The sequence below is a fragment of the Lysinibacillus boronitolerans JCM 21713 = 10a = NBRC 103108 genome (genome assembly GCF_000772935.1).
In the GTDB taxonomy this organism is placed as follows: domain Bacteria; phylum Bacillota; class Bacilli; order Bacillales_A; family Planococcaceae; genus Lysinibacillus; species Lysinibacillus boronitolerans.
On sequence record NZ_JPVR01000072.1, the window covers coordinates 21,039 to 46,980 of the forward strand.

The 25,942-nt window shown below is 39.6% G+C and carries 30 protein-coding genes; 12 read left to right on the plus strand and 18 right to left on the minus strand.

Features of this window, described 5'->3' with window-relative positions; genetic code table 11:
- The first annotated feature begins 846 nt into the window (after positions 1-846).
- From crcB (CD31_RS09820) to CD31_RS09830, 3 genes are read left to right on the plus strand one after another with little or no spacing between them, the layout of a single operon-like run.
- Positions 847-1,212: a fluoride efflux transporter CrcB gene (gene crcB / locus CD31_RS09820; RefSeq protein WP_036077245.1), complete on the plus strand. Its 366-nt coding sequence runs from the start codon at positions 847-849 to the stop codon at positions 1,210-1,212.
- Positions 1,209-1,538, plus strand: a complete 330-nt coding sequence (crcB, locus tag CD31_RS09825; protein WP_036077247.1) for a fluoride efflux transporter CrcB — start codon at positions 1,209-1,211, stop codon at positions 1,536-1,538. Before crcB (CD31_RS09820) ends, crcB (CD31_RS09825) begins: the two co-directional genes overlap by 4 nt.
- 14 nt (positions 1,539-1,552) lie before the next feature.
- Positions 1,553-1,900, plus strand: a complete 348-nt coding sequence (locus CD31_RS09830) for a hypothetical protein (RefSeq protein ID WP_016994590.1) — start codon at positions 1,553-1,555, stop codon at positions 1,898-1,900.
- A 30-nt stretch (positions 1,901-1,930) separates the two neighbouring features.
- Here the strand turns inward: CD31_RS09830 and CD31_RS09835 are convergent, their stop codons facing one another.
- The 3 genes from CD31_RS09835 to CD31_RS09845 all read right to left on the minus strand — a co-directional run bounded on the left by CD31_RS09835 (position 1,931) and on the right by CD31_RS09845 (position 4,470).
- The gene (locus tag CD31_RS09835; RefSeq protein WP_036077248.1) at positions 1,931-2,632 is read right to left on the minus strand and encodes an SIR2 family NAD-dependent protein deacylase; all 702 of its coding nucleotides are present in this window, start codon (positions 2,630-2,632) and stop codon (positions 1,931-1,933) included.
- A 56-nt stretch (positions 2,633-2,688) separates the two neighbouring features.
- The gene (locus CD31_RS09840) at positions 2,689-3,333 is read right to left on the minus strand and encodes a trimeric intracellular cation channel family protein (protein ID WP_016994592.1); all 645 of its coding nucleotides are present in this window, start codon (positions 3,331-3,333) and stop codon (positions 2,689-2,691) included.
- Between the two features lie 210 nt (positions 3,334-3,543).
- Positions 3,544-4,470 carry a helix-turn-helix transcriptional regulator gene (locus tag CD31_RS09845; RefSeq protein WP_036077250.1) on the minus strand — a complete coding sequence of 309 codons (927 nt, stop codon included), beginning with the start codon at positions 4,468-4,470 and terminating at the stop codon, positions 3,544-3,546.
- Between the two features lie 162 nt (positions 4,471-4,632).
- Between CD31_RS09845 and modA the strand changes: the two genes are divergently transcribed.
- Positions 4,633-5,418: a molybdate ABC transporter substrate-binding protein gene (modA, locus tag CD31_RS09850; protein ID WP_036077252.1), complete on the plus strand. Its 786-nt coding sequence runs from the start codon at positions 4,633-4,635 to the stop codon at positions 5,416-5,418.
- A 3-nt stretch (positions 5,419-5,421) separates the two neighbouring features.
- Positions 5,422-6,078, plus strand: coding sequence for a molybdate ABC transporter permease subunit (gene modB, locus CD31_RS09855; RefSeq protein ID WP_036077255.1), 657 nt, complete (start codon positions 5,422-5,424; stop codon positions 6,076-6,078).
- A gap of 37 nt (positions 6,079-6,115) precedes the next feature.
- On the opposite strand, the gene moaD is transcribed toward modB, so the two are convergent.
- Genes moaD through CD31_RS09880 form a run of 5 tightly spaced genes read right to left on the minus strand, consistent with a single transcriptional unit; the run spans position 6,116 to position 9,626 of the window.
- Positions 6,116-6,349 (minus strand): molybdopterin converting factor subunit 1, encoded by a 234-nt coding sequence (gene moaD, locus CD31_RS09860; RefSeq protein ID WP_016991645.1) that lies wholly within the window; start codon positions 6,347-6,349, stop codon positions 6,116-6,118.
- Complete coding sequence (locus CD31_RS09865; protein ID WP_036077257.1) at positions 6,346-6,822, minus strand: molybdenum cofactor biosynthesis protein MoaE; 477 nt, start codon at positions 6,820-6,822, stop codon at positions 6,346-6,348. Before CD31_RS09865 ends, moaD begins: the two co-directional genes overlap by 4 nt.
- Positions 6,819-7,337 (minus strand): molybdopterin-guanine dinucleotide biosynthesis protein B, encoded by a 519-nt coding sequence (gene mobB, locus CD31_RS09870; RefSeq protein WP_036077259.1) that lies wholly within the window; start codon positions 7,335-7,337, stop codon positions 6,819-6,821. Before mobB ends, CD31_RS09865 begins: the two co-directional genes overlap by 4 nt.
- Positions 7,307-8,596: a molybdopterin molybdotransferase MoeA gene (locus tag CD31_RS09875; RefSeq protein ID WP_036077261.1), complete on the minus strand. Its 1,290-nt coding sequence runs from the start codon at positions 8,594-8,596 to the stop codon at positions 7,307-7,309. The genes mobB and CD31_RS09875 overlap by 31 nt, the downstream gene beginning before the upstream one ends.
- Before the next feature lie 13 nt (positions 8,597-8,609).
- Positions 8,610-9,626: a thiazole biosynthesis adenylyltransferase ThiF gene (locus CD31_RS09880; protein WP_036077262.1), complete on the minus strand. Its 1,017-nt coding sequence runs from the start codon at positions 9,624-9,626 to the stop codon at positions 8,610-8,612.
- A gap of 107 nt (positions 9,627-9,733) precedes the next feature.
- On the opposite strand from CD31_RS09880, the gene CD31_RS09885 reads away from it, so the two are divergent.
- The 3 genes from CD31_RS09885 to moaC are packed head-to-tail and all read left to right on the plus strand — an operon-like array spanning position 9,734 to position 11,290.
- Positions 9,734-10,228, plus strand: a complete 495-nt coding sequence (locus CD31_RS09885) for a MogA/MoaB family molybdenum cofactor biosynthesis protein (protein WP_036077264.1) — start codon at positions 9,734-9,736, stop codon at positions 10,226-10,228.
- On the plus strand, positions 10,225-10,815 hold the full coding sequence (gene mobA / locus CD31_RS09890; protein WP_036077266.1) for a molybdenum cofactor guanylyltransferase: 591 nt from the start codon (positions 10,225-10,227) through the stop codon (positions 10,813-10,815). Before CD31_RS09885 ends, mobA begins: the two co-directional genes overlap by 4 nt.
- The gene (moaC, locus tag CD31_RS09895; protein ID WP_016991651.1) at positions 10,808-11,290 is read left to right on the plus strand and encodes a cyclic pyranopterin monophosphate synthase MoaC; all 483 of its coding nucleotides are present in this window, start codon (positions 10,808-10,810) and stop codon (positions 11,288-11,290) included. The genes mobA and moaC overlap by 8 nt, the downstream gene beginning before the upstream one ends.
- A 51-nt stretch (positions 11,291-11,341) precedes the next feature.
- On the opposite strand, the gene moaA is transcribed toward moaC, so the two are convergent.
- From moaA to CD31_RS09910, 3 genes are read right to left on the minus strand one after another with little or no spacing between them, the layout of a single operon-like run.
- Complete coding sequence (moaA, locus tag CD31_RS09900; RefSeq protein WP_036077269.1) at positions 11,342-12,358, minus strand: GTP 3',8-cyclase MoaA; 1,017 nt, start codon at positions 12,356-12,358, stop codon at positions 11,342-11,344.
- Positions 12,359-13,174 (minus strand): formate dehydrogenase accessory sulfurtransferase FdhD, encoded by an 816-nt coding sequence (gene fdhD / locus CD31_RS09905; protein ID WP_036077271.1) that lies wholly within the window; start codon positions 13,172-13,174, stop codon positions 12,359-12,361.
- 12 nt (positions 13,175-13,186) lie between these two features.
- On the minus strand, positions 13,187-13,534 hold the full coding sequence (locus CD31_RS09910; RefSeq protein ID WP_004230595.1) for a Na-translocating system protein MpsC family protein: 348 nt from the start codon (positions 13,532-13,534) through the stop codon (positions 13,187-13,189).
- Between the two features lie 572 nt (positions 13,535-14,106).
- Between CD31_RS09910 and fdhF the strand changes: the two genes are divergently transcribed.
- Genes fdhF through CD31_RS09925 form a run of 3 tightly spaced genes read left to right on the plus strand, consistent with a single transcriptional unit; the run spans position 14,107 to position 18,583 of the window.
- Positions 14,107-17,043: a formate dehydrogenase subunit alpha gene (fdhF, locus tag CD31_RS09915; RefSeq protein WP_081977487.1), complete on the plus strand. Its 2,937-nt coding sequence runs from the start codon at positions 14,107-14,109 to the stop codon at positions 17,041-17,043.
- Positions 17,044-17,047: 4 nt separating this feature from the next.
- A complete protein-coding gene (locus CD31_RS09920; RefSeq protein WP_016991653.1) occupies positions 17,048-17,527 on the plus strand; it encodes a helical membrane plugin domain-containing protein in 480 nt (159 codons plus the stop codon).
- A gap of 12 nt (positions 17,528-17,539) precedes the next feature.
- Positions 17,540-18,583, plus strand: coding sequence for an Mrp/NBP35 family ATP-binding protein (locus CD31_RS09925; RefSeq protein ID WP_036077277.1), 1,044 nt, complete (start codon positions 17,540-17,542; stop codon positions 18,581-18,583).
- A 46-nt stretch (positions 18,584-18,629) separates the two neighbouring features.
- Here the strand turns inward: CD31_RS09925 and CD31_RS09930 are convergent, their stop codons facing one another.
- The 4 genes from CD31_RS09930 to CD31_RS09945 all read right to left on the minus strand — a co-directional run bounded on the left by CD31_RS09930 (position 18,630) and on the right by CD31_RS09945 (position 21,311).
- Positions 18,630-18,920 (minus strand): hypothetical protein, encoded by a 291-nt coding sequence (locus CD31_RS09930; RefSeq protein WP_036077279.1) that lies wholly within the window; start codon positions 18,918-18,920, stop codon positions 18,630-18,632.
- A gap of 93 nt (positions 18,921-19,013) precedes the next feature.
- The gene (locus tag CD31_RS09935; RefSeq protein ID WP_036077281.1) at positions 19,014-20,123 is read right to left on the minus strand and encodes a PA2928 family protein; all 1,110 of its coding nucleotides are present in this window, start codon (positions 20,121-20,123) and stop codon (positions 19,014-19,016) included.
- 23 nt (positions 20,124-20,146) lie between these two features.
- Entirely contained in the window at positions 20,147-20,977 is an 831-nt protein-coding gene (locus CD31_RS09940) for a CbrC family protein (RefSeq protein WP_036077283.1), read from the minus strand.
- Between the two features lie 25 nt (positions 20,978-21,002).
- Complete coding sequence (locus CD31_RS09945) at positions 21,003-21,311, minus strand: antibiotic biosynthesis monooxygenase family protein (RefSeq protein WP_016991657.1); 309 nt, start codon at positions 21,309-21,311, stop codon at positions 21,003-21,005.
- Positions 21,312-21,399: 88 nt separating this feature from the next.
- Between CD31_RS09945 and CD31_RS09950 the strand changes: the two genes are divergently transcribed.
- Positions 21,400-22,086, plus strand: a complete 687-nt coding sequence (locus tag CD31_RS09950; RefSeq protein ID WP_016991658.1) for an ArsR/SmtB family transcription factor — start codon at positions 21,400-21,402, stop codon at positions 22,084-22,086.
- 19 nt (positions 22,087-22,105) lie between these two features.
- On the opposite strand, the gene CD31_RS09955 is transcribed toward CD31_RS09950, so the two are convergent.
- The 3 genes from CD31_RS09955 to CD31_RS09965 form a co-directional block, all read right to left on the minus strand.
- Positions 22,106-22,978, minus strand: a complete 873-nt coding sequence (locus CD31_RS09955) for a DMT family transporter (protein ID WP_036077286.1) — start codon at positions 22,976-22,978, stop codon at positions 22,106-22,108.
- Positions 22,979-23,289: 311 nt separating this feature from the next.
- On the minus strand, positions 23,290-24,078 hold the full coding sequence (locus CD31_RS09960) for a lipid II flippase Amj family protein (protein ID WP_036077453.1): 789 nt from the start codon (positions 24,076-24,078) through the stop codon (positions 23,290-23,292).
- A 576-nt stretch (positions 24,079-24,654) separates the two neighbouring features.
- Positions 24,655-25,923 (minus strand): MFS transporter, encoded by a 1,269-nt coding sequence (locus tag CD31_RS09965; RefSeq protein WP_036077288.1) that lies wholly within the window; start codon positions 25,921-25,923, stop codon positions 24,655-24,657.
- Positions 25,924-25,942: the final 19 nt, after the last annotated feature.

Consider the following 25,942-nt stretch of genomic DNA (forward strand, 5'->3'; position numbering starts at 1 on the left):
TCCTTTTTGAAAATCATTCGTCTAACTGTTTTTGTCATATACATACACTCCTTTTTTGTTTGCACTACAACCTTTTTTGCACAAAAAAAGACACATACCCTAAAAGAGTAAGTGTCTCTTATAAAAGGCAGGATAATTCCATACCTAGTTCTGCAATAGTAAATAAAGCGTTAGGCACGGACAATGTATGTAACTGTGATTGAATTTGATACTGATAAAATTAACATTGTCATGCCCTCCTTTAGTTTATTTGTTATAGTGTTCTTGAAGATTATCACACTATAGAAATATTTGTCAACTATCACCCTGTTATTTTTTATCATTTTCAGGAAATAGTTAGCGCTTTAAAGCATTAAAATGCTCTAAGGAATCAAAGGGAGAACATGCTTAAAATTACTGTGTTGTCTATAACCTTACAATAAATCTACGGCACAGACATTAACCTAAAGACTGAAATACAAGACTAGTGATTTTGATACCAAATAGCAGACAATAGAAAATTCTCTTTGCGTCTGTTGCACTCCTTCAATATGCTTATCTCATCATCTTTATTTATTTAGTTAATTATTATTTAGTTAATTATTATTTAGTAGTGTCGGGTTTTCCGTTTATGGTTTAGCCGTCAGCGGGTTCACATAAGATGGATAAAGAAATGTCCATGTAATAAAATCTATTTCATTTTCCAAATATAATATTTCGAAATATTATTTCGTGAGCATTTATACCTTTCTATACACTATATACATTTTAAAAGTCGATTTTGGGACATAACTTGAATTGAAATATTTCTAAAATTTTTGTCTCATGATACACTTTCTTTATAGTCATTTTCAGTAAGGGGTTTTTATGTTGAGGTCATTTCTAGCGGTGGGAATTGGTGGAATTCTTGGTGCCATCTGTCGATATAGCCTTAGTCTCGCCGTTCCAAATACAGAAGTATTTCCATTCACAACACTGTTTATAAATTTACTAGGCTGCTTTTGCCTAGCATGGCTTTTTACTTCTTTTATAAAACGCACACCTATTATACTAGGAATAGGTACAGGGTTTTGTGGAGCTTTTACTACCTTTTCGACATTTTCCTTAGAGACACTATTACTCCTAGAAAATAGCCAGTGGCTACAGGCTGTACTCTATGTTACAGTAAGTGTTTTAGGTGGATTAGCCTGCACATGGCTGGGAATACGACTTGCTAGGGGGCGTATTGCATGATGTTAGTCGGAATTGGTGGTTTTTTTGGCGCTCTTTCTAGATTTTATTTAGGAAAATTACTTGTACATCCCTATCCATGGGCCACTTTTATTATTAATAGTACAGGCTCCTTTGCGCTTGGTTTCTTATTTGCCCTACATCTTAGTGATTGGTTATGGCAATTAATTGGCATAGGTTTTTTAGGAGCCTACACAACTTTTTCTACTTTTGGATTTGAATGTCTACAGCTTATAGAACAACAAAAATGGAGACAAGCCATTAGCTATATTGCCAGTACCTTGCTAATTGGCATACTTTGTGCAGCTATTGGTTATCTAGTCGTATAAAAGAGGGTGAACTAGTGACACAGCCATCAAAGGAGTTACTACAGGAATTAGAAGTTGAAATAGAGCAAACGCTCTATTCATTGATTGACCTAGAATTAGAAGAAAATTACGCTACCATGAATACACAATTTGCCCAATTACTTGCCAAGGTTCAGGCTGCCCAGTTAATTGATTACAAGCTGGATGTTCTCGTTGAACCTCAAGCTTTTGCAACTGAAACTTGTATTCTTTTACAGAGCCTCATAGAAGCAAAGGCGAGGCCCAATAAAAGACATAAGCTGTTAACACATCGCATGATTTTGAAAATATGGTTACGAAAAAATCAACGATTCATGAGGGAGTTTCTACCTCAAATGTTTTAGGCGCCACTTGAATTTGCAAGGGCGCCTTTTTTATATTTGTAGTTGTTGCAACACTTCTTTTATTTTTCCCTTCACTGTCAGATCAAATGGGGTTGTCTGCTGTGAAATATCTAAATTAATATAAACGGTTTTTCCTGTTGTCATCATAGGTAGTTGGTTGACGGGATATACCTCAAGGCTCGTTCCAATGACAAGGACAAGTTCAGCTGTTTTGATTGCCTCCATTGAACGGTGCCAACTTGCTTGTGGTAGGCTTTCTCCGAAGAGCACAACATTTGGACGAAGTTTCCCACCGCAATGGGCGCAACTAGCCTTATTCAAGAAGCTTGCCATGACAGCCGCCTGCTGGCAACGATGACAACGAATAGACCGGATCGAACCATGTAACTCCTCGACAGATTGACTTCCTGCCAATTGGTGAAAACCATCCACATTTTGAGTAGCGATTAGAGACACTAGACCTCTTTGTTCCCAATCAGCTAATATATGATGTCCCTCATGGGGAGCCACCTTTTCTAGGTTTTCGATACGTGTTTTATAAAATTCATGAAATAATGAGTAATGATCTGTTAATGCTTCCGTTGTCGCGACAGTTCTTGGATCCATTTGTTTCCACCAACCAGATGCTGAACGGAAATCAGGAACCCCACTTTCCGTTGACATGCCCGCTCCTGTTAGAATCACTGTATTATTTGAGGATAGTAACCACTCACGTAAACGTTCTATTGCCATTTTACCCCTCCTTTTTCGAATTACAAAAGCTTCCTTCACCTATTTCGACAATCAACCTATTTTTCCTTTGCATCGTTATAGAAATGTTTAAAAGGAAGCTTCCATTTTAATTTATTATTCACCGATAACATGCGAATCACTACTATAAAAATAACTATGACTGACAATTCAAGCGGACTGTCCCACCCTAACCATATACAAAGGGCACATACAAATGTTAGGACGGCATGAATTTCTTCTCGTAATGCAAGCGGCGCTCTACCAGCTAACAAATCTCGCACCATGCCTCCGCCAACACCAGTAAACATCGACGCTATAATAATAATGCCGAGGTCGTGATGCAAGCTTTTTGCTAACAATCCGCCTTGTATTGCGAAAGAAGCTAGGCCAATCGAATCAAAGAAATAGCCCCAGCGGTTCCAGTGATGAATCCAGTTCCTTTTGACAAATAAAATGGTCGTCAGCGTGACTAAAACGACTAATAAGGATTGCCGTTCCCATATATCTGACACAGGGATATCCAGTACAACGTTGCGTATAATGGAACCACCATAAGACGTTGTCAGACCAAGCACAAATATGCCAATAAAAGAATAGTTGGCCTGTAACGCTACAAATGCTCCACTAATGGCGTAGGCAATAATACCAATGATATGTAATACCGACCATGTCACATCATCCATCTCCTTTTTACTATACAAAAAAGCCCACCATAAAATAGTTGCGCATTGAGTACGCAAGCTATTTTATGGTGGGCTAATATCCTAGCAGTAGTACCTACTAATTTATCCATCTCACCATGTATCATAAAAAATATAGCGGCTGAGCCATACTAAATGACACAACGACCATAAAATTTCCTAGTTAGAATTGTAATTGATTTTTTTATTAAACTCAATATGAATTTTTGATTATAGCGTTTCATACATGACTTGGCCCATTAAAGAGACGTCATAATCTCCTAATGCAGCTACTTCAGCTTGGAAATCAGGTGTCTTTAAAATCTCCTTCACCATATCGATGAGTGGTTGATTTTCTGGTGTTTTTAATAACACAATATCGTAACGTTCAGTGACCAGTGGTATAAAATCGACCTGAATAAGCTTGGCAATTTTTTCAATGCCTATCCCGACATCTGCGCGTCCATTGGCGACAGCAGAGGCGACATCGAGGTGGCTCATTTCTTCATGGGCATAGCCTGCAATCGTGGATGGTGCGATACCGTGAATGCGCAATTGCTCATCTAACAGAGTACGAGCACCTGAGCCTTTCTCACGGTTGATGAATGTGAATGTCTTTGTTTGAAAATCTTCAAATGAACGAATTTCCAACGGATTCCCCTTTTGAACATAGAAACCCGCTTTACGTGATACAACATTGATGAGAACAAAGGCATGACTGACAAAGATTTTTTTTACATAAGGGGTATTATAATCTCCTGTATCCCCATCAAACATATGCAAGCTCGCAATATCACAGTCTCCATGATACAGTGCCATCACACCATTAAAACTACCTTCATGTGAGCGTAATACTTTTGAAGAACGCCGTTTCTCGATATATTTTGCTAAAATATCTAGCACTAAATCTTGCCCACTCACTATAATTTTCGCATGATTTTTAGTCGGAGTGGCTATGGAAGCCTGTGCAGCAGCTGGCGTACTACCTGTTTTCCGTTTTTGTATATAGGCTTGCAAGTCAGCACGATCTACCCTCATTTGCCGGCCTACGCGAAAAACTGGCAAATCACCCTTCTTCACTAAATCATAAATTGTTAATTTTGAAACCTTTAAAAATTGTGCAACCTCTTCAATCGTATAGGATTGTTCTTGTGACATGTAAAAGTTCTCCTCCTATAAGCCTCTATTTTCATGGTAACGTATTTATAGCCTTATGAACATCTTGACATTTTGTACCCTTACTAACTTTCTTTTTTATTTATATCTGATTATAATTAGTTATGTCTTGTTATAACGAGTTATAAAAGGAGTATATTTATAGTGAAAAAATTTTATCGTTTATTTGCGACACTGTTCGTACTAGTTGGTCTAGTAGCAGCCTGTGGTAACCAAGAAAAAGAGGCGGCAACAAACGAACCTGTGGAACTAACGATTTCTGCGGCAGCTAGTCTACAGGATGCCTTAGAAGAACTGAAAACAATTTATGAAAAACAACACGATACAATCAAAATCCTCTATAACTTTGGTGGTTCAGGTGCATTACAGCAACAAATTTTACAAGGGGCTCCTGCAGACCTTTTCTTTTCAGCGGCGGAGGATAAATTCGATGCGCTTGTAGAGAAAGAAATGATCGATCTAAAGCTAGGAACGGATCTTTTAGCCAATGACTTAGTATTAATCGTGCCTAAAAACAATGAAAAGCAAATTCAATCCTTTGAAGATTTACAACAAGCAGGAAAAATTGCACTTGGTACGCCCGAAACGGTTCCTGCTGGGCAATATGGTGTGGACACATTAAAAACATTGCAACTTTGGGATGCACTCGAATCAAAAGTAGTGTATACAAAAGATGTACGCCAAGTACTTACTTATACAGAAACAGAAAATGTGGATGCTGGGATGGTCTATAAAACAGATGCCCTTGTCTCTGATAAAGTCAATGTCGTGGCAACTGCCGATGAGGCGATGCACGCACCGATTATTTATCCTGTAGGTGTTCTAAAGGCAAGTAAGCATGCGCAAGAGGCGGAGGATTTTTATCACTTCTTACAAAGTGATGAAGCGATAGATGTCTTTGAAAAGTATGGATTTAAAGGGGCTCAATAAAAGATGAGTACCGATTTTTGGTCTCCACTTAGGCTTTCGATCGAAATTGCCTTTGTTGCAGGAATCATCGCTATTATAGCAGGGATTTTAATGGGAAAATGGATGGCAACTCATGATTTTAAAGGCAAGCTAGTGCTAGAAACGGTGTTGCTATTACCATTAGTATTACCTCCTACAGTAGTCGGTTTCCTGCTTATCGTCATGTTCGGGAAAAATAGTATGTTAGGAAATTTCATTATCTGGCTATTCGATCAACCTATCATGTTCACATGGTGGGCGGCCGTCATTGCTTCTACAATCGTTGCCTTTCCATTAATGTATCAATCAGCTAAAACTGGCTTTGCCTCTGTCGATCGAGATATTGAAAATGCGGCACGTGTGGATGGAGCGAATGAATGGCAGGTTTTTCTTTATGTATCCATTCCCCTTGCATCAAAGGCACTTGTTTCTGGTGGGATTCTAAGCTTCACACGAGCTTTGGGTGAATTTGGAGCGACTCTCATGTTTGCAGGGAATATTCCAGGGAAAACACAAACAACACCACTAGCAATATATATGGCCATCGATTCTGGAAACATGACCCTTGCCTGGGCATGGGTTCTGTGTATGATTGCTATTTCCTTCCTTTTGCTTCTTAGTATCCATATCCTGAAAGTATAAAAGAGGTAGTTGGCTTAAGCCAACTACCTCTTCTTGCTCATCCCCCACTGATCGGTGGAATAAAGGCGATTGTGTCACCAGATTTGACAATCGTTGTATCCGTAGCAAATTCCTCATTAACAGCTGTCATGATCTGTTGTAATGATAGCTGAGGATAATGCTTTTCCATCCATTCTTTTAACTGCGCAACTGTCACATCTGACAGCTCTATTGATAGCTTTGACTCACCAAGTGCTTCCTGTAGGTGGGCAAATAATAAAATGTTAATCACAGGTTTTCTTCCTCCTGAATAGTTGGTTTCCCTTGCGGATAAGGAACATTTTCTAATTGGTCACCAATCCACTCTGTCCCGTCCTCCCAATGTTCTTTTTTCCATATGGGCACAATTTGTTTTATGCGATCAATTGCATATTCATTCGCCATATACGCTATTTTACGATGCGGTGATGACACTGCAATCACGACAGCAATATCAGAAATAGCTAAATGGCCAACACGATGGGTGATGGCCACTTTTGCTTCTGGCCACTCTTCTTGTATTTCCTTCGCAATCTGTTCAAACATTTTAATTGCCATCGCTGGATAGGCTTGATATTCCAAATGCAATGTTTTTTTACCATTCGTCATTTCGCGCACTGTGCCGATGAATAATGTAATGGCTCCAGCATTTCGACTAAGGACTTTTTGTCTTACTTCCTCCACATCTATTGGTTGATCGATAATTTCAAATAACGCTGTCGTCATCGTTTTTCCCTCATTTCTGCCAATAAAAATTCCATATATTGTGTTTCGTCATGAATCGAAAAAGCAGGGATTGTTAGGAATGGATCGAGTGGATAGCTTGGCCAATAAATCACACAGAGGATATTGGTTACTTGCTGTAGCAGTATTTGGTCCTCAGGCGTGCGCAGCAATACAACCTTAGGATAATGTTCATTTTTATACCCTTCAATCAGCATGATGTCCATAGGAAGAGAATCATAGATCGCTAGTATTTCAGCCAATTGCCAGCTATTTTGGTGAATGCTCATACGTAAAGTACCCGCCCCCTCCACTGCTGTGACAACTGCGCCTGCTTGCTCATGACGACTGCTATCCTTCGAGGTTTCGATCATCGGTACACCACCATGTCCGTGATGCTTTATGGTTCCTACTCTTAGCTCTTCCATTGTAGCCTGCTTGATCAATCGCTCCATCAATGTCGTTTTTCCACTATTTTGATAGCCAACTATCTGTAAGATTTTTCGATATTGTCCCAAGGCCACTCACTTCCTTGCAAATCTTCTAGCAAAAGGACATCCACTTGCATACCCTTTTCATAGCCTCTAGAGCCGCCTGGTAACACAATGAACGCATTGGCTGTCGCTAAAGATGAAACTGCACTCGATTTATCAAACCCAGATGGGACAGTTACAAGCTTCCCTTTTTCATAATCGATACGAGCTCGTACAAAGCGTGTAAAGGGATTTGGCTTTGTAAAATCAGCCCCTAAAATCGCTTGCTCTCTGCGTAAATGTGGTTGAGAATGCCCATATGCAGAACGTATAATCGGACGTACAAATAGCTCAAAGCCAACATAGCATGCTGAAGGATTACCAGAAAGGCCAAACAATAATTTGCCGTTGCGAGCAGCAACCGTTGTCACACTACCTGGACGCATCGCTATTTTATTAAACAATACCTTTGCATCAATCGCCTCGTAAATAGCTGGTAAATAATCATAATCACCTACAGAAACGCCACCCGTTGTAATTAAAATATCAACTTCCTGTAGGGCCTTTTCAACATGATCAATACATAACGCAAGATCGTCACTAAATTTGCCAAAATATTTTACTTCTGCGCCAGCACGCTCAATTTGCGCCATTATCATATAGGCATTACTATTGCGAATCTTACCTGGCTGTAAAGATTCACCTGGCTCTAGTAATTCGCTACCAGTGGCAATCACACCAATAACTGCTTTACGATAAACAGGTACTTGCTCATAGCCAAAAGTAGCAAGCAGTGCCATCACCCCTGGATTAATCGTTTGCCCTTGCTCAATGAGGACAGTCCCTTTTTGTATATCTTCTCCTCTATAGGAAATGTTGCTTCCTGCTTCAAAAGGTCGTTTAATCGACATATACTTTTGATGATTTTCTTCGAATGTATGGGTTAATTCTAGCATAACCACTGCATCACAGCCTTGAGGTATTGGCGCCCCGGTCATAATGCGGACTGCTTGATGATCGCCAACTACGTCTTCAAAAACATAGCCTGCCCCAATTTCTCCAACGACTTGAAAACGGACTGGATGCTGTGAGGAGGCTTCCTTACTATCGACGGAACGAATGGCATAGCCATCATACGGTGAACGATCAAAAGCAGGTACATCATGATCGGCTCTAATAGCTTGTGCTAGAAAACGTCCATGTGCTTGCGTTAATGGCACATGCTCCTTTTTTGCTTGAAAGGCATAGTCCATTACACGATGAACGGCTTCTGCCACAGGAATTGGTTGTCTTTTTTCTACCATTTGGCACACTCCCTTAACCTAATAAACGATAATAAATGTTTTTGGCTTTCTGTATATCTTGTATACCATGTATTACAACTCGCCCATCTTGGAAAATAACGATTCGGTAATCGTCCGCTTGGCAAGATAGCAAATAAGGATTGACCTGAACTTCCCCATTGGAACGGAGTTGGTTTGCTAGCTGGTCGAGCGAATAGTGAATAGGCTTAGGTGGTCGAATTTGTACCGCGTCTCGGCCACAAAGGATCTGTAATTTCGTTTGATTTTCATAGGAGAGATAAGGATAGGTCGGCTGATCACCACAAGATGGACAATCAAACTGCCTTATTTTCTCCACATTGATTTCATAGTGTTGATTTTGCCAAACATCAAACGTTAAGTAGCTTTTTCGTAAGGCTTTGTCATCTCCAACAAGCAGTTTAAGGACCTCTGCCACTTGATAAGCGGCAACAATTTGAACTGCTGGACTAATAATGCCAACGGTATCACAAGTCATCCCTGTATGGGGCATCACTTTTAATAAGCAATGTAAACAGGGCGTTTTGCCTGGCACAACCGTGTAGGTCGCACCATAACTACCAACACAAGAGCCGTACACCCAAGGAATTCGATACTTTTGCGCAAGGTCATTCATGACAAAGCGAACATCAAAATTATCGGTCGCATCGACCATCACATCTACATCTTCTAGTAATGGTAGCAAGGTCTCTGTGCAAGCATCCATAATGCCGACATGAATTTCTACCTCTGTGTTTATTTGTTGGAGACGCTTTTTAGCTGCGATAACTTTGGGCATTTTTTCTTGTGCGTCTAGCTCTGTATATAATTGCTGTCTTTGTAAATTACTCCACTCTACATAATCACGATCAATGAGGGTCAGCCTGCCAATACCCGCTCGCACAAGCGCTTCTGCACTAGCACTCCCCAATGCCCCCGCACCTATGATTAGGACGTGTTTTTGTTGGAGGGATTGTTGCCCTGTTTGTCCGATAGGGTGAAATAATTGTTGTCTAGAATATCTATTTTGCATACGTATGAGGCCTTTCTTTCTATGAATTTTCGTTTGACCTTTTCATTTATAGCATTATAATAAAAGCAATGTTTTTTAGCAAAAACGCATTTGAAGGAGGTCTTACTGTGCATCCAACACATCAGCAGCAACCAATTCAAGTTGCCATTTTAACGGTCAGTGATACACGCACAAAGACAGATGATCATGCTGGTCAGCGTATTCAGTCCTTTCTACAGGAAGCTGCATTTGAAGTTGTAGACTACCAACTAACAAAGGATGAACCGCTCGATATCGCTCGTCATGTTAAAAATTGGTGCAGCGATCCAACAATTAATACCATTATCGTTACGGGTGGAACAGGATTTACACCAAGAGACCAAACCTATGACACCATTCTGCCTCTGTTTGAAAAAGAAATGATGGGGTTTGGTGAATTATTTCGAATGCTCAGCTATGAAGAAATTGGTCCAAAGGCGATGTTTAGTCGTGCCACCGCTGGAAGTCTTCAGCAAACAGCCATTTATGTTTTACCAGGCTCCACAAATGCGGTGACTTTGGCTATGTCGAAGCTCATAGTACCTACTGTCCAACATTTTGTCGGAGAGCTGAAGCGCTTATGAAAATTGCTGGTATTGTGTTAGCTGGTGGTCAATCCTCTCGCTATGGTCAGCCAAAAATGTTTGAGATGTTTGCTGGACAGCCATTATATAAACATAGTCTCATAGCCCTGCAAAAAAATCAGCTAGATCCTCTCATTATCGCTACAAATGCGCACTTACAATATCAGTTTGGACAGGAAAATGTCCAATGGGTCATTGAAAAGCAGCCACATCAAGGCCCTCTTTTTGCTTTGCATCATATCATGACAGTCTATCCTGATGTGGAATGGTTTTTTGTCGTAGCAAGCGATATGCCTTATATGAATGCAGAATTTATCCAAAAAATGTTAGGGCTGATTAATGACACTTATGATGCCATTGTTCCGACGCAAGCGCTACGCGATCAGCCATTAGCTGCATTATATCGACGTACTGCTTTACCAAAGGCGACACAGCTAACGGCACAAAACAAACGGAGTATGAAAGTGCTGTTAGAGCAACTTCGTGTCTGTTATGTCCCTTTTGATGACGATAGCTCAACATTTATCAATATCAACGCACAACAAGACTGGTCACAAACAAGTAAAAAGGAGTTTAATGATGAATAATTTTACACACTGGAACGAAGAAGGTCGCCCTAAAATGGTCGATATCTCCGCAAAAGAAAGCACGACACGTACAGCCATTGCGCGCAGTACGATTCTTTTATCTGATGCGGTCTATGAAGCCATCCAACAAGGTGGCATTAAAAAAGGTGATCCGACGCAAGTTGCGCAAATTGCAGGGATTATGGGCGCTAAAAAAACAGCTGATATCATTCCCATGTGCCATCCCATCATGCTACAGGGCACGGATTTCCAGTTTGACTATGAAAAAGCAGAGAATGGCTATGAGCTCCATATTCAAGCCACTGTTAAATGCAGTGGAAAAACGGGTGTTGAAATGGAAGCGCTCACTGCTGTGTCTGTCGCTGCACTAACTTTTTATGATATGTGCAAAGCCGTTGATAAGACGATGGTCATCAAAGAAACTTATCTTGTTGAAAAAACGGGTGGGAAAAGCGGCACTTTTGTGCATAAATAAACAGAAAAAATTCGGCATTATTGTGCCGATTTTTTTCTGTTTTTTTACTCGCTACCCCCCAATATGAGACATTTCAATTTTTGACGTTTTTCTTTTTGCCATCGTTTGTTCATTGCGTTCATCTGAATAACGATCATTTCTTGTTTCCCAAACGTTCGTAATGCACTTGATGATGGCAGCATCATCTTGCCCTGAACGTAACAATTCCCTTAAATCTGTGCCTTCTGTTGCAAATAAACAAGTGTATAATGACCCTTCTGCAGAGAGGCGAGCACGTGAGCAATTGGAGCAGAATGAATCCGTTACAGATGAAATTACACCAATCTCACCTTGAGCATCTTGATACTGATAACGCGTTGCCACTTCTCCTTTATAATTGGGAGCTATTGGTTGTAACGGCGTAAACTGATGGATTTGCTCAATGATCTCTTTTTTGGACACTACATCGTCCAAGCGCCAGCCGTTCGAATTCCCTACATCCATATATTCAATAAAGCGTAGAATATGTTGTTTTTCTTTAAAAAACTGTGCCATGGTAATAATATCTTGTTCGTTTTTCCCTTTTTGAACAACCATATTAATTTTTACTTGTAAGCCCGCTTCTGCAGCCTTTTCAATTCCCTCTAACACTGGCAATACCTTGCCTCTATGACCATTCATCTCGAAAAAACGCTCATCATCAAGTGAATCTAAACTAACAGAAACTCGGGCTAAGCCTGCCTGTGCCAATGGCTGTGCGTATTTTTTTAATAACGAGCCATTGGTTGTTAAAGCAATATCTTCTACCCCTTTTATGCGGTGAATACGGGCAATTAATTCGGGTAAATCACGACGTAGCAAGGGTTCCCCACCTGTAATCCGTATTTTTTTCACGCCCAATGAAACAAAGATTTTTACTAATCGTTCAATTTCATCAAAACTTAATATTTTATCAGACGGTAAAAATGCGTAATCTGGACCAAATACTTCTGCTGGCATACAATAGCGACAGCGAAAATTACAACGATCTGTCACGGATATTCTTAAATCTCTTAACGGTCTGTGTAATTGGTCTTGTAGATTCGTCATTTAATCTCCTTCTTTCAATTCATTAGCTGGTAATAGGATGCGTTGTGGGTGTGTATAAATATTCAATGTCTGTTGCCGAATAAAACCAACCGTCGTAATACCAAGCTGCTCTGCTAATTGCAATGCTAATTCGGTTGGTGCTGATTTAGATAGCACGATGGCACAGCCTATTTTGGAAACCTTTAGTAAAATCTCCGATGATATTCGTCCGCTAAAGACGATAATTTTATCTTCCATACGGATGTTGTTGCGTAGGCAAAAGCCGTAAATTTTATCCAAAGCATTATGACGCCCAATATCCATGCGACTTAGGACGATGCCATTTACATCACATAGTGCAGCATTATGCACGCCACCTGTTTTCTTAAAAATATCGGCACTCTCCTGCATCGCATGCATTAAACGGAAGCAATCCCCAGTCGTTATTTGCACATCGACTTGATCCATTTTTTTCGCTACTAATGCATCATTCGTAAACACAAACCCTTGTCGACTCATCCCACAGCAAGACGTAATATAGCGCTTGTTTTGCGTCTGTTGGTAATAAGGATTAATATGCTTTGTTTTAATATGCACAAAACCCTCTTTCTCTTGGTGCCAAATTTCCTCAATATCCTCAAAACTACGAATCACTCGTTCAGAAGCTAAGTAGCCAATCACCATATCTTCCACATACTCTGGTGTACATACCATCGTGACAAATTCTTGCTGATTAATTTTTACGGTCACAGCGTATTCTGAAACAATTAAATCATCCATTTCTGTCACTTGTTGTCCTTCAACACGCACAATTTTTCTTGTCATTGCTCGATCCATAAGGCACCCCCTTTATTCACTGATATGCTTTTCAAAAACAAAGACGGAAATCGCAAAATCCTCTTCAATTTTAATATCTGAAAATAAGTGAAGTAATTTGCTGCCCATCAGTTCTTCCATACCCTCTGGTGGCGATTGTCTATATAAATCTTGAATCATACTCGTCCTTGCAGCATGCACCATTTTCAGCCCTTCTGGTGTACTGGCAATAAATTTTTCTGTCGGAGTGATATTTCCGTATAAGGTAGATACAGCCATATTCTCGACAAAAACGGTATGAATACGTTCTGGACCTTTACCGAATACTTCCTTTCTTAACTTTCGAATCATGTCATTAAATTCATGGATTTTTTTAGACATAGCAACGATTCTCCCATCATAATTAAACTTTTTTAGGCAAATGGTTATGTAGGCCACCCTTACAGTTTGTTAATGATATAGCAACTTTAAAAAAAATAAAAGAGAAAATACTTTTTGATAATAATTCTCATTTAATAAATTTTATGATAAATATTGTTCATTTTGAAGGAAAGGGCTATAATATGCATATCAAATGGAATTAATTTATTATGAACTCTATGTTACGATGTTGCATACTGTTTTTAATAGTTGAATTCTATTGTTATTAAAAAATAAAAGTAGATTGAGTTTTTAGCAAGACCTGCTAAGAATTTTATCCACCATGAATTATTAGCATGTCTAGGACATGTGATTTCATGGTGGATTTTTTTATTTTTTCAAAACCGAGACATGGATAACATGTTATGATCTAGCAATTTACCTATTTTGAGGTAGCTTCAAGAACCATTGGGAATTACAATGATAACAAGACAATCTTTTCAACAATCACCAACTCGATTTGTTATTCCCTTTTGTCTTAAGCTGTACCATGTTAGCCGATTCGTCTCAAAGTGCAAAAGGAGGAAGTTACCTTGACTCAAATTAATATTAATGGCGTACCGTATGAAGTAAAAGAAGGAGCTACAATCCTTGATACCATTAATCAACATGACATTCCGCATCCACAGATTTGTCATGTGCCCGCTGTTGACCCAATTGAAACATGTGATACATGTATCGTGGAAGTGAATGGCCAATTAGTTCGTTCCTGCTCTACAAAGGCAGTAGACGGCATGAATGTATTCCTAACGTCTGACAAAGCAAAAGCGGCACAAACAGAAGCGATGGACCGTCTACTCGAAAATCATTTACTGTATTGTACAGTTTGTGATAACAACAATGGCAATTGTGCATTACACAACACAGCCGAAATGATGGAAATCGAGCATCAAAAATATCCCTATCAACCAAAAGTGGAACCTCATGAAGTGGACATGTCACATCCGTTTTATCGATACGATCCTAACCAATGTATCGCTTGTGGTCAGTGTGTAGAGGTTTGTCAAAATCTACAGGTAAATGAAACATTATCCCTTGATTGGGAAGCAGAAAGACCACGTGTCATTTGGGATACAGGCGTTGCTATTAATGATTCTTCCTGTGTAAGCTGTGGTCAATGCGTAACCGTGTGTCCATGTAATGCCTTAATGGAAAAATCGATGCTTGGAGAGGCTGGATTTATGACTGGCCTCAAACAGGATATGTTAGATCCGATGATCAGCTTGATTAAGGAAGTTGAACCAGGCTATAGCGGTATATTTGCCGTTTCTGAAGTGGAAGCAGCCATGCGTAGTAAACGCACAAAAAAAACAAAAACAGTTTGTACTTTCTGTGGTGTAGGCTGCTCGTTCGAAGTTTGGACAAAAGGTCGTAAAATTTTAAAAGTACAGCCTTCCGATGGTCCAGTAAATGCGATTTCTACATGTGTTAAAGGAAAATTCGGCTGGGATTTTGTCAATTCTGAGGAACGTATTACAAAACCACTCATTCGTAAAAATAATGAGTTTGTTGAATCCTCGTGGGATGAAGCCCTGGATTTAATTGCAACAAAACTAGGTGGTATTCAACAACAATATGGTCCGGGCTCTGTCGGCTTTATCTCCTCTTCTAAAATTACAAATGAAGAGAATTACTTAATTCAAAAAATGGCCCGTCAATTATTTGGAACAAACGATGTCGATAATTGTTCTCGTTATTGCCAATCTCCTGCAACTGATGGTTTATTACGTACAGTTGGCATGGGAGGAGATGCTGGTACGATCAAAGATATTGCTAAGGCTGGACTTGTCATTATTGTTGGGGCTAATCCAGCTGAGGGACATCCTGTTTTAGCAACACGTGTGAAACGCGCACATAAATTACATGGTCAGAAATTAATTGTTGCGGATATTCGTAAGCATGAAATGGCCGAGCGTTCCGACATTTTTATGCGTCCAAAGCAAGGTACTGACCAAGTTTGGTTAATGGCTGTTACCAAATATATCATTGATCAAGGATGGCATGATGAAGCGTTTATTCAAGAAAACGTCCTTCATTATGAAGATTTTAAACAAGTACTTGCAACCTATACACTTGATTATGCACAAGAAATGACTGGTATTAGTAAAGAAACTTTGATCGAAGTGGCTGAAATGATTCGTGATGCAGATGGTACATGTGTTCTTTGGGGCATGGGTGTAACACAAAATACTGGTGGCTCCTATACATCCGCAGCGATTTCAAATTTACTTTTAGCAACTGGGAACTATCGTCGTCCAGGTGCTGGTGCCTACCCACTTCGCGGCCATAACAATGTGCAAGGTGCCTGCGATATGGGGACACTTCCAAATCTATTGCCAGGCTATCAAAGAGTCACAGATGACGAGGCACGTGCAAAATTTGAAAAAGCCTATGGTGTCCCTATTCAACCACAGCCTGGTCGAACTAATATGCAAATGTTAGATGCGATTATGGAAGGGAAAATGAAAGCGATGTATTTAGTGGGCGAAGATATGGCACTAGTTGACTGTAATGCCAACCATGTAGATGAGGTGCTTTCACAGCTTGACTTTTTCGTTGTCCAAGATTGTTTCCTATCACGCACAGCACAATATGCAGACGTGATTTTACCTGCTGCGCCTTCGCTTGAAAAAGAAGGTACATTCACGAATACAGAACGTCGTGTTCAACGCCTGTATCAAGTATTACCAACACTTGGTGAGTCGAAAGCAGATTGGGAAATATTGCAAGCGGTTGCTCGTCGTTTAGGAGCAGATTGGCATTATGATCACCCAAGTGACATTTTTGATGAAATGGCGAGCCTATCTCCCCTCTTCTCACAAGCCAACTATGATGTTCTAGAAGGCTGGGGAAGCTTCTGTTGGGGTAGCCATGATGGTAAGGATACACCATTATTATATGAAGATGGCTTTAACTTCCCTGATAAAAAAGCTCGCTTTGCTTTAAATGATTGGGTGCAGCCTGTTGAGTTTGAAGCACAATACGATTGTCATATTAATAATGGCCGTATGCTTGAACACTTCCATGAAGGAAATCTAACAAATAAATCGAAAGGTATTCAATCGAAAGTACCTGAAATTTTCGTTGAAGTATCACCAGAATTGGCGAAAGAACGAGGCATTGCAGATGGAGCCCTACTTCGTTTAGTGTCTCCATATGGTGCCTTGAAACTAAATGCTCTTGTTACAGATCGCGTACAAGGAAACGAATTATTCTTACCAATGAACTCTGTTAGCAAAGATTCAGCCATTAACTTCCTAACTGGCCCTGCAGCAGATGTGAATACGTCAACACCAGCTTATAAACAAACAAAAGTACGAGTAGAAGTGCTAAAAGCAAAAGGTAAATCACCACTTCCTCGCACAAACCCACGCTATAAAAAGCGTCATCCTCAAAATGGTGTTGAGGTACAACGAAAATGGAATCGTCCTGGCTACGTTCACTTAACAACCATAAACGAAAGAGAGTGAGAGCATGGCTGTACCCATTACAGGCATTAAAAAACAACAATTAACGGAAGAACAACTAAAGGAACAAAAATTAGACAATCTAAAAGAATTGCTTTCTGAAAATGAAGAAGCTGTCAATCAGGTGTTTAGTATTATGGCTGAATTAAATGAAATCGGTGCACTAGAAGCAGCAATGAAGCTACTTGAAGCCAAAGAGGAAGTAGCCCATATTGCACTAGGACAATTAACGCGTAAGCCTGTAACCAATATCATTAACAATATAATGGGTGTTGCGGGAGCATTGACGGAGCTCAATCCTGAAACAACGACTAAGCTCATTGAAGGCTTAAATACAGGCGTAGATGAAGCAAGCAAAGCACTTGAATCGAATGAAAAAGTTAGTGCCTTTAAGCTCATGAAAATGTTAAACGATCCAGATGTCAATCGTGCGCTCAATTTTGGGGTTCATTTCTTAAAGGGACTCGGCAAAGGCTTAAAAGAATAAGGTGGTTCCTAAATGTTAACAAAAGAAAATGTTGTAAACGCATTGAAACAGGTGAATGATCCTGAACTTCATCAGAGTATTGTAGATTTGAATATGGTGCGAAACATCCAAATACATGACAATCATATAGCACTGGATATTATTTTGACCATTCCAGGATGTCCGTTAAAGGCAAAAATACAGCAAGATGTGGAGGAGGCATTACAAGCGCTTGGTGCCTCCACTACCATTAGCTTTGGAGCTATGACAGAACAGGAGCGACGCACATTAACAGCCTCACTACAAGCAAAAAATGTTACTGAACAAGGAATGCCAAACATGCTACTGCCTAATTCTGGTGTGCAATTCATTGCCATTACAAGTGGTAAAGGCGGTGTTGGAAAGTCTACGGTGACCATTAATTTAGCGGTTGCGCTTGCTCGTCTTGGCAAACGTGTAGGTATTTTAGATGCTGATATCTATGGTTTCAGTATCCCTGCCATGATGAAGATTGACCAAAAGCCTACTATGCTTGATCAAACGGCGATTCCAGTAGAACGTCACGGCGTAAAAATGATGTCGATGGGCTTTTTTACAAATGACAATCAGCCTGTTATGTGGCGTGGTCCTATGCTCAATAAGTGGATTCGTAATTTCCTTGTCAACACGCTATGGGGAGATTTAGATTATCTCCTCATCGATTTGCCACCTGGTACAGGAGATGTTGCGATTGATATGGCTGCGATGATTCCACAAGCTCAAGAAATCATTGTGACAACACCGCATCTTGCCGCTTCTCATGTTGCATCTCGTGCAGGCTTGATGGCGCAACATACGAAACACACGATTCTTGGTGTTGTTGAAAACATGGCCTATTTTGAAGGTGCTGATGGTCAAAAAAACTATCTATTTGGGCAAGGTGGAGCCGAACAATTAGCAGATTTATTGCAGACAGATGTGATCGCTCAAATTCCTTTTGCTCAACCTGAAGAAAATACAGGTTCCTCAGTCTATGATGAAGAGTCGATAATCGGTGAAGTGTTTACTCATTTAGCAGAAGATCTACTCTATAAATAATAGAAAACCCTTGATTTGTTTTTACGCAAATCAAGGGTTTTTTCGATCACTTATAACCAGCCTTTTGTAATACCTGCATGAAATAAAAACGATACGTATTTTTTACAAATGTCTCGAGGGGTAGCCCTACATTCACTTGATATTTTGTAAATATAAAATAAAATCGTTTATCCCACTTTAGGCGTAATAACTCGCCTGCTTCTTCGCCATACTTCATCGTAAATTCTTCCATCAAAGGTTCGATCATCTCATAACAATAGTCTTTTAAATGGGCCAGTGCTTCAATATCCTTATCCCTTTGAAAGCGTATAATCCAATCCATTAATTGCTCATCCATATTTGCACGCCGTCCTTTTAATCAGAGTTTCTTCCTATTAAATTATACTCCTTTTTTGGCGAATCAAAAAAAGAATGATTTTTCCAATAGAGTTCACTCATCAATAGGACGATTCCAACGTAGATGATAGTGAACAGCCCTCTTTTTCATTTTTTTGTCCAATACCAGTAATCTATCACCGGCTTGAATGACATAGCTATTCTCTAAAGTCCGTACAGCGGGCTGTTGTTGCTGGGAATTAATGATGCCAATATTGCTTTCCCACAATATTTGATGTTTGTTCATATCATAGTGCAATAACATGTGTTCAGCACTTTCTCGCTGTGTTTGCCTATATGAAACAAGAGCCGTTTTTTCTATGATATCTACATCCACCACTTTTGGTTGTAAATTTGCATAGGCTTGAATGGCTGGCTCGGTTAGGACAGCTTGACTAAAATCTCGAATGGCCTGATAATCCTCTACAGGCTGTGGATGTGTAGCAAAATAACCCGGCAACTCAGTCTCGATGAAAAAACGGGCTGATAGGTAATCTTGAGCCTTCACATCCTCACTTAATGTTTTACCATCAAAGCGATAGAATTTGCCATCGACCCCTTCCAAATATAAATTGTTCTTTAGGACAGCCATTTGATATGCATTATTGCTCAATATTGCTATTAATGACGGATGTAGCGTTCGAAACTCTTTTTCAGAAAGTATTTCTTTGCCTGTTTCCAAATCTAACAGTGATAATTGACCAAACTCATCATCCCGATGATGGACAAGAACACCGCCCATAAATTCCCCAAGCAGTGTTTCTTTATAGGAAGCTGATTTTGTCCATTGCTTTTCACCTGTTTGTAAATTCACAGCTACTAGGAGATGGTGTGCAATTAAATGCGTAATTCCATTCGATGTCCCATTATTTTCTGAACCTTGCACCATTTGAACAGCAATGCTTTGTGAATCATCAGTATAAATCGGCGAATCGGATTTGATGGGAAAGCCTCTCCCCGCTAAGCCAAAAACAATCATTAATAGATTACTGACCAATAAAAAAGCAATGAGCAAAATGCTAGAAGTAACGAGTCGTTTACGTTTCATGACGATAAACAAAACTAGTAGAAGTCCTATACCTAGCACGATGCAGAAAAAAATATCGTGGATAAACCAACCATTTAAACGCCATGAATCGATATATCGTTGTAGAAATTGTTCCACTTCCCTACCCCCTTAAACAACGATTAACTAAAATCTGAATAAAGCACATAACGGTCACATTCCAAGCATTGAAATAAATAGCCTTGATGATGACCTTTGTTCATTAAGGATGCAGAAAGTTCTTCTTTTGAAAAGCCGGTATAATTATCAAATTGATCCTCAATTCCTCGCTCTACTAAATCAGGCCAACCAACATAGCCGATAAACGCACAATAGTCGGAGCAATGTGCCACCCAATTATTGCCCTGCCAGCTTACATAGCCAGGCGTCCGAAAGAGCACTTCCTCGGCAAATGTGGGGTTCGTAACCTGTTCATCATCCATTAAGTCTTGCTGGAAAGAACCATCATATTTTTGAGCCGCTTCCCCACTATGGATGCAGGAAGGACAAAGATAATCTACTTCCTCAATTGCATAAATACCACCAGTATAATAGACATCCACTTCTTGCTCGCAACAATCACATACAACGATTTCATCTGTTTCAAAAATTTCAGCCTCTAGAGGGTTTGGTAGATATTTAAACGTTGGAATTTTCGTTTTAAGCTGCTGATGGTCTCTAATTTTTCTTGGCAGCAGAGGATTCACCGAATTCGGTTGATCTATGTAGGTCTGGAGAACGCCATATTTTTTCCGATCCTTTTTATCGTCTTTATTCATAATGACAGTAAATAACTGATATGCCTCAGGATACATTCTAAGTAAACAGTAAACTTCTACTAAAATTCTTACTGTTTCTTCAGTTTGTTGAACCTGCTTTAATTGATCTTTAAAAATATGCATTTGATTAATGGTTATCGGATTGGAAGGATTAAATTTTTGTCTTAGTTCGTGCCATTCTTCCACAATCGTCATAAAAAATAGGCCTCCTTCTCAATTGCTATTTGGCAAATGAATAATCTTTTATCATTTGGCAGATTTCCACTTTATAGTTTGTGTACCATTTGTCTTTACCCAATTGTTGTGCTGTTAAATGCTTGGCATTGTCTTTCCATGCTTGGATAGCCTCTAGCGATTCCCAATAAGACACCGTTATGCCCTTTCCTTCCTCGTTTCTAACACTTTCAACACGAATGAAACCAGGCTGTTGCTGTGCTAAGGCATCGATTAGGTCAGCCATCTTGCCATAGCCATCCCCATCTTGCTCAGTTCTTTGCGATGTAAAAATCACTGCATAATATGTTTCCATTTATTTCTCCTCCTCTATTACTTTTATTGTAAACCATAATGACTTTGACTAAAATCTAAATATAGGAAACTGAAAGGATTGTGACAGAATGGGAATTAATCCAAACATGGCAGAAATAGCAGCACTTCTTGGTGAAACGTCAAGGGCAACCATACTTGCTAGTATGATGGACGGTCGTTTTCATACGGCTAGTGAACTAGCTTATATGGCTGCCATTAAACCGCAAACTGCTAGCTTTCATCTTGCTAAATTAGTAGAAGGAAAGCTGATAAAAGTTGAAAAACAGGGCCGTCATCGTTATTTTCAATTGGCTGGTGAGGACATTGCTCAATTTTTAGAATCATTCCTAGCCATCTCTCCACCACCTGAAGTACGTTCATTAAAGCAATCGAGCCAAATCAAATTATTACAGGATGCTAGAACTTGCTATGATCACCTTGCTGGTAAATTGGGTGTCCAATTAACGGAATCGATGCTGAAGGCAGGCTATCTTACATTGGAGGGTAAACAATTTGTCCTGACAGATGAGGGGACATTATTTTTTACGACATTCGGAATCGATTTAACTGCTTTAAAGAGAAAACGGCGCTCCTTTTCCCATGCCTGTTTAGATTGGAGTGAACGGCGTTATCATTTAGCTGGTGCACTAGGCTGCGAGCTATTAAATCAATTCTTCAACCTTGGTTGGCTATTACGAGTTCCCTCTATTCGCGCCATTAAAGTGACGGAGAAAGGAAAATTAGGCTTTAAAGAGGTCTTTCATTTGGATTTATAAAAGAGGAAAGGGCACGGAGTTATCTCCTAGCCCTTTCTTCACTAAAAGTACGGTTTACTAAATAAATGCCCATGATGATGAGTAAGCCGCCAACCATTAGTGATGGTTTTAACGGTTCATCCAATAACACCCAGCCTGTTAATACGCCAAAAAAAGGAGCTAAAAATAAATAGGCACTTGTTTTTCCTGGATCACTATTTTGCAGAAGATAATACCACCCTGCAAATTGAATGATCGAAGAAAAAATACTAAGCCACAACAGAATCAATAACGATTGTGGATTCACACTAAAAAAAGGTTGTTCTAACAAAGCGCTTCCAAGTAATAAGAGTAAGCCGCCAAATAGCATCTGATAAGCAGATAAAACCCACGTATCGAATAACACGCCCCATTTTTTCACCAATAGTGTGGCAGTAGCCCAAAAAACAGCTGATAGCAAGCCAAAAAGGATACCTACTTTCAATTCAACTTGTGCCCCCATTGTGATGATCACGCCGATTAAGCCAAATAAAACCCCTATCCATTGATAGAAACGATAGCGTACTTTCATAAAAATGGTGGCAAAAATTACAACTAATAATGGGTTTGTAAATGTTAAAATAGAAGACTCACTTGCCGTGATAGTGCGTAGACTTAAAAAAATACACCCCATCACACCTGCCGTTTGAAAGAGCCCGATCATGCATAACTTGAACCACTCCTTCCTCGTGATAGGATGAGGTCTCTTCAAGATGATAACAACGATAGCCATGATGATACCAGCCAATATAAAACGAAGTGCAGCTAATAATAGAGGCGAGGCATACGGTAAGCCTAATTTAACAATGGCAAATGATGAACCCATTAAAAAGGTCGTTACTACTAATAAAGCAATAAATTGATAGTTTTTCATATTCTGGCTCCTCATATAATTCATGTTATATGCTAATTATAAACGGAGAGTATTTCAATGCTTATCGAAATATGGATTACAATGTATAGCAAAGCCAAGCAACCTTGTAGCAGCTTATTACTAACCTTTTTTTAGTGTCGGGATCGAACTAAAAAAAATCTTACCTCTTTAAAAATGGAGAGATAAGATTTTATTTTTCATAAACGCCCTTAAGGTTTCAACAATTTTTGGTGATTTTGTATGGTGTAAATATTGTCCACTATCCAAAGCGATTACTGTTCCATGAACTGAATGCTTGAAGGCCGTTTTGATTAAGCAATCAGTTTGGCAAACCACGCAACATAATGAGCACCTGGAATCAATAATAATTGTGCCATAATCGTTCCTAAAAACCTGGAAAACATCATCATAACAGACATTCTTTTCAGGTCTAGATAGCTTCCTCTCTTATTGATCACATCATCTGCTAGAATGGATATTTTCGGGTCAATAAATAAGATTAATAGTATTGTTGCAATGCCATTAATTAATCCAGATGCCATAACAGCAGTAGTCTTTAATTCTGGTACTAATAATGTGGCATACAAGGCTGATAAAACACCTATCGTATAAATAGCTGTAATAACAATATTGATGACAAATAATTTAATCGGTATATCCTGTAGACGAATGCCTTTTAAATAACTAAAATTTGGTGTATGAATATGCTTAATCCCTCGTCTTACATAGTCAAATGTAAAGCCCTTTTTCAATAAAGCCGGGATTGAACCTCTTTCCTCAGCCAAATGAACGATAGCTCTTGAAAAAATGGCTACAAAGGTAGGGATAAGTAAGATTCCTACTATTGTTCCAAGCGAAGCCGCTCCAATAATTAGTCGAAATTGATGTTCTACAAATGTCATCGCATTATCCGTAGGTGCTGTATCAACAAGGCTCCCAGTGAATGGTTGTTGCATCATATTTGCTAACCTCGACACCATGACCATTACATTAAAAAGAGATAAAGCGGAAGCTAGTAATTTGACACGTGCTCCTGATAAACGTACTGCATATGCAAGCGTTTCAATCGCATGAATGATTAAAATAAATAAAGCAATCATGATTAATTTTTCTGTTATTAAATCCACATATGTACCTACTCTTCACTTTCTAACGATTTAATATTGTAACGCTTATTCAATAAAATAGTTCCAATTGAAAAAATGTGATGTCAACGGCAGAAAATACAATTTTAAAAGGTAAGGGGTTGATTTCCGTTCCAACAGCGTCCGATGAGTCGCTAAATCCCCTAGGAGTGACGCTGGCTCCTGTCCAACCATTCTACAAAAGTAGCTTTTCCTCTTTCATACTGGCAGTAGTGATGAGTGACTACTCTAGCCATAAAGAGTAGTGAACACCTTTGTTTTATTTGATTTTCTAAAAAAGAAACATTTTAATGGATTGGAGTGGAAGCCTACTTGAATCTTCTGTGATAGCGATACAGGTAAACCTCTAAACGGAGCTGTGTTCGCCCAGAGGAAAGCTGTAACCTGCACGGAAATTTTTCAACACTATGAAAAAACTTACCCTAAGAAAGGGTAAGTTTTTTGTTACTACAGTTGCTTTACCATTAATTTTAATAGATCATCCTTCCTCGGATAATAATTAGCTTAGCTTCCAATTTCCCCTTCGCCTTTTTAAGCAGCTCTTCTAGACCAAATGACAACAGGAATCAATACTAACGACAATAGCCCTCCTGTTAAGGACAACGCTGCATAGCTTGAATTCGCCACTACCATACCTGATAGCGCACCACCTGATGCACCTGCCAATGCCACAAAGACATCCATTTTGCCCTGTGTTTTTGCACGGGTAGAAGGCTCCGTCGCATCAACAATTTGAGCAGTTCCACTAATTAAGCCGAAGTTCCAACCTAATCCCAGTAAAGAAAGTGCCACAATGAGTAACACCATGGAATCACTTGGTGCAAATGCAGCCACTACGCCAGCAAGAAGCAATGTAATACCTGAAGCTATACTCATTGCGGTACGGCCGATTTTATCAACAAGAATACCTGTGACGAGTGATGGCAGATACATAGCACCTACATGAAACCCTATCACAATACCAACCTCGGCTAATCCATGGCCATGATGTTTCATATGTACAGGTGTCATTGTCATGATGGCCACCATGACAATTTGTGTCAGGACCATAACTGTTGCTCCTACCGCTAGACCTCTTTTATTGCTTGATATAGGCATGGATGGTACTTGATTTTCTTTGTTCATTTTTTGCTTATGTGCCTCTATGGCTTTCGCTATTTCTAGCGGGTCAGGACGCAACATAGTAAACAATACAAGCCCCGCCATAATAAAGGCCAAAGCAGATAATAGAAATGGACCCGCTAGAGCTGGAATACCGATAGACAGCGCCACTTTTCCCATCCATTCTACTAAATTCGGACCTAAAACAGCACCAAACGTGGTCATAAGCATGGTTGTACTAATCGCAGTAGCACGTTGCTTATTATTGGCTAAATCTGTCCCAGCGTAACGTGCCTGTAAATTAGTTGCCGTACCAGCTCCATAGATTAATAGAGAGGCAAACAATAACACAATACTATTCATTAAAGTAGCAAGGACTACACCTATTGCACCAAGTCCACCCACTATAAAACCTGTTGATAAGCCTATGCGGCGACCATAACGCTGAGATAGTTTTCCTACAATGAAAGCCGCACCCGCAGAGCCTAACGTAAATAATGCAGAGGGTACACCCGCATAGGCATCCGTTCCAAGCATTTGTTGTGCCAGTAGAGCGCCTACCGTAATACCCGCCGCAAGTCCAGCTCCCCCAAAAATTTGGGATAAGCTAACAACTATCAGTACACGCCTATATAAGTTTTTTAGTTTTTCTGGTGACTCAATATAGGACGCAATTGACTCTTGAGATTTTTCAACCATTTTTCAACCTTCTTTCTCT

What these genes read in the sequence shown, in the direction of transcription:
- crcB (WP_036077245.1), top strand. Translation starts at nt 847, where the DNA reads ATGTTGAGGTCATTTCTAGCGGTGGGAATTGGTGGAATTCTTGGTGCC.
- crcB (WP_036077247.1), top strand. Translation starts at nt 1,209, where the DNA reads ATGATGTTAGTCGGAATTGGTGGTTTTTTTGGCGCTCTTTCTAGATTT.
- CD31_RS09835 (WP_036077248.1), bottom strand. Translation starts at nt 2,632, where the DNA reads ATGGCAATAGAACGTTTACGTGAGTGGTTACTATCCTCAAATAATACA.
- CD31_RS09845 (WP_036077250.1), bottom strand. Translation starts at nt 4,470, where the DNA reads ATGTCACAAGAACAATCCTATACGATTGAAGAGGTTGCACAATTTTTA.
- modB (WP_036077255.1), top strand. Translation starts at nt 5,422, where the DNA reads ATGAGTACCGATTTTTGGTCTCCACTTAGGCTTTCGATCGAAATTGCC.
- CD31_RS09865 (WP_036077257.1), bottom strand. Translation starts at nt 6,822, where the DNA reads ATGACGACAGCGTTATTTGAAATTATCGATCAACCAATAGATGTGGAG.
- CD31_RS09875 (WP_036077261.1), bottom strand. Translation starts at nt 8,596, where the DNA reads ATGGTAGAAAAAAGACAACCAATTCCTGTGGCAGAAGCCGTTCATCGT.
- CD31_RS09880 (WP_036077262.1), bottom strand. Translation starts at nt 9,626, where the DNA reads ATGCAAAATAGATATTCTAGACAACAATTATTTCACCCTATCGGACAA.
- mobA (WP_036077266.1), top strand. Translation starts at nt 10,225, where the DNA reads ATGAAAATTGCTGGTATTGTGTTAGCTGGTGGTCAATCCTCTCGCTAT.
- moaC (WP_016991651.1), top strand. Translation starts at nt 10,808, where the DNA reads ATGAATAATTTTACACACTGGAACGAAGAAGGTCGCCCTAAAATGGTC.
- moaA (WP_036077269.1), bottom strand. Translation starts at nt 12,358, where the DNA reads ATGACGAATCTACAAGACCAATTACACAGACCGTTAAGAGATTTAAGA.
- fdhD (WP_036077271.1), bottom strand. Translation starts at nt 13,174, where the DNA reads ATGGATCGAGCAATGACAAGAAAAATTGTGCGTGTTGAAGGACAACAA.
- CD31_RS09910 (WP_004230595.1), bottom strand. Translation starts at nt 13,534, where the DNA reads ATGTCTAAAAAAATCCATGAATTTAATGACATGATTCGAAAGTTAAGA.
- CD31_RS09920 (WP_016991653.1), top strand. Translation starts at nt 17,048, where the DNA reads ATGGCTGTACCCATTACAGGCATTAAAAAACAACAATTAACGGAAGAA.
- CD31_RS09925 (WP_036077277.1), top strand. Translation starts at nt 17,540, where the DNA reads ATGTTAACAAAAGAAAATGTTGTAAACGCATTGAAACAGGTGAATGAT.
- CD31_RS09930 (WP_036077279.1), bottom strand. Translation starts at nt 18,920, where the DNA reads ATGGATGAGCAATTAATGGATTGGATTATACGCTTTCAAAGGGATAAG.
- CD31_RS09940 (WP_036077283.1), bottom strand. Translation starts at nt 20,977, where the DNA reads ATGACGATTGTGGAAGAATGGCACGAACTAAGACAAAAATTTAATCCT.
- CD31_RS09945 (WP_016991657.1), bottom strand. Translation starts at nt 21,311, where the DNA reads ATGGAAACATATTATGCAGTGATTTTTACATCGCAAAGAACTGAGCAA.
- CD31_RS09950 (WP_016991658.1), top strand. Translation starts at nt 21,400, where the DNA reads ATGGGAATTAATCCAAACATGGCAGAAATAGCAGCACTTCTTGGTGAA.
- CD31_RS09955 (WP_036077286.1), bottom strand. Translation starts at nt 22,978, where the DNA reads ATGAAAAACTATCAATTTATTGCTTTATTAGTAGTAACGACCTTTTTA.
- CD31_RS09960 (WP_036077453.1), bottom strand. Translation starts at nt 24,078, where the DNA reads ATGATTGCTTTATTTATTTTAATCATTCATGCGATTGAAACGCTTGCA.
- CD31_RS09965 (WP_036077288.1), bottom strand. Translation starts at nt 25,923, where the DNA reads ATGGTTGAAAAATCTCAAGAGTCAATTGCGTCCTATATTGAGTCACCA.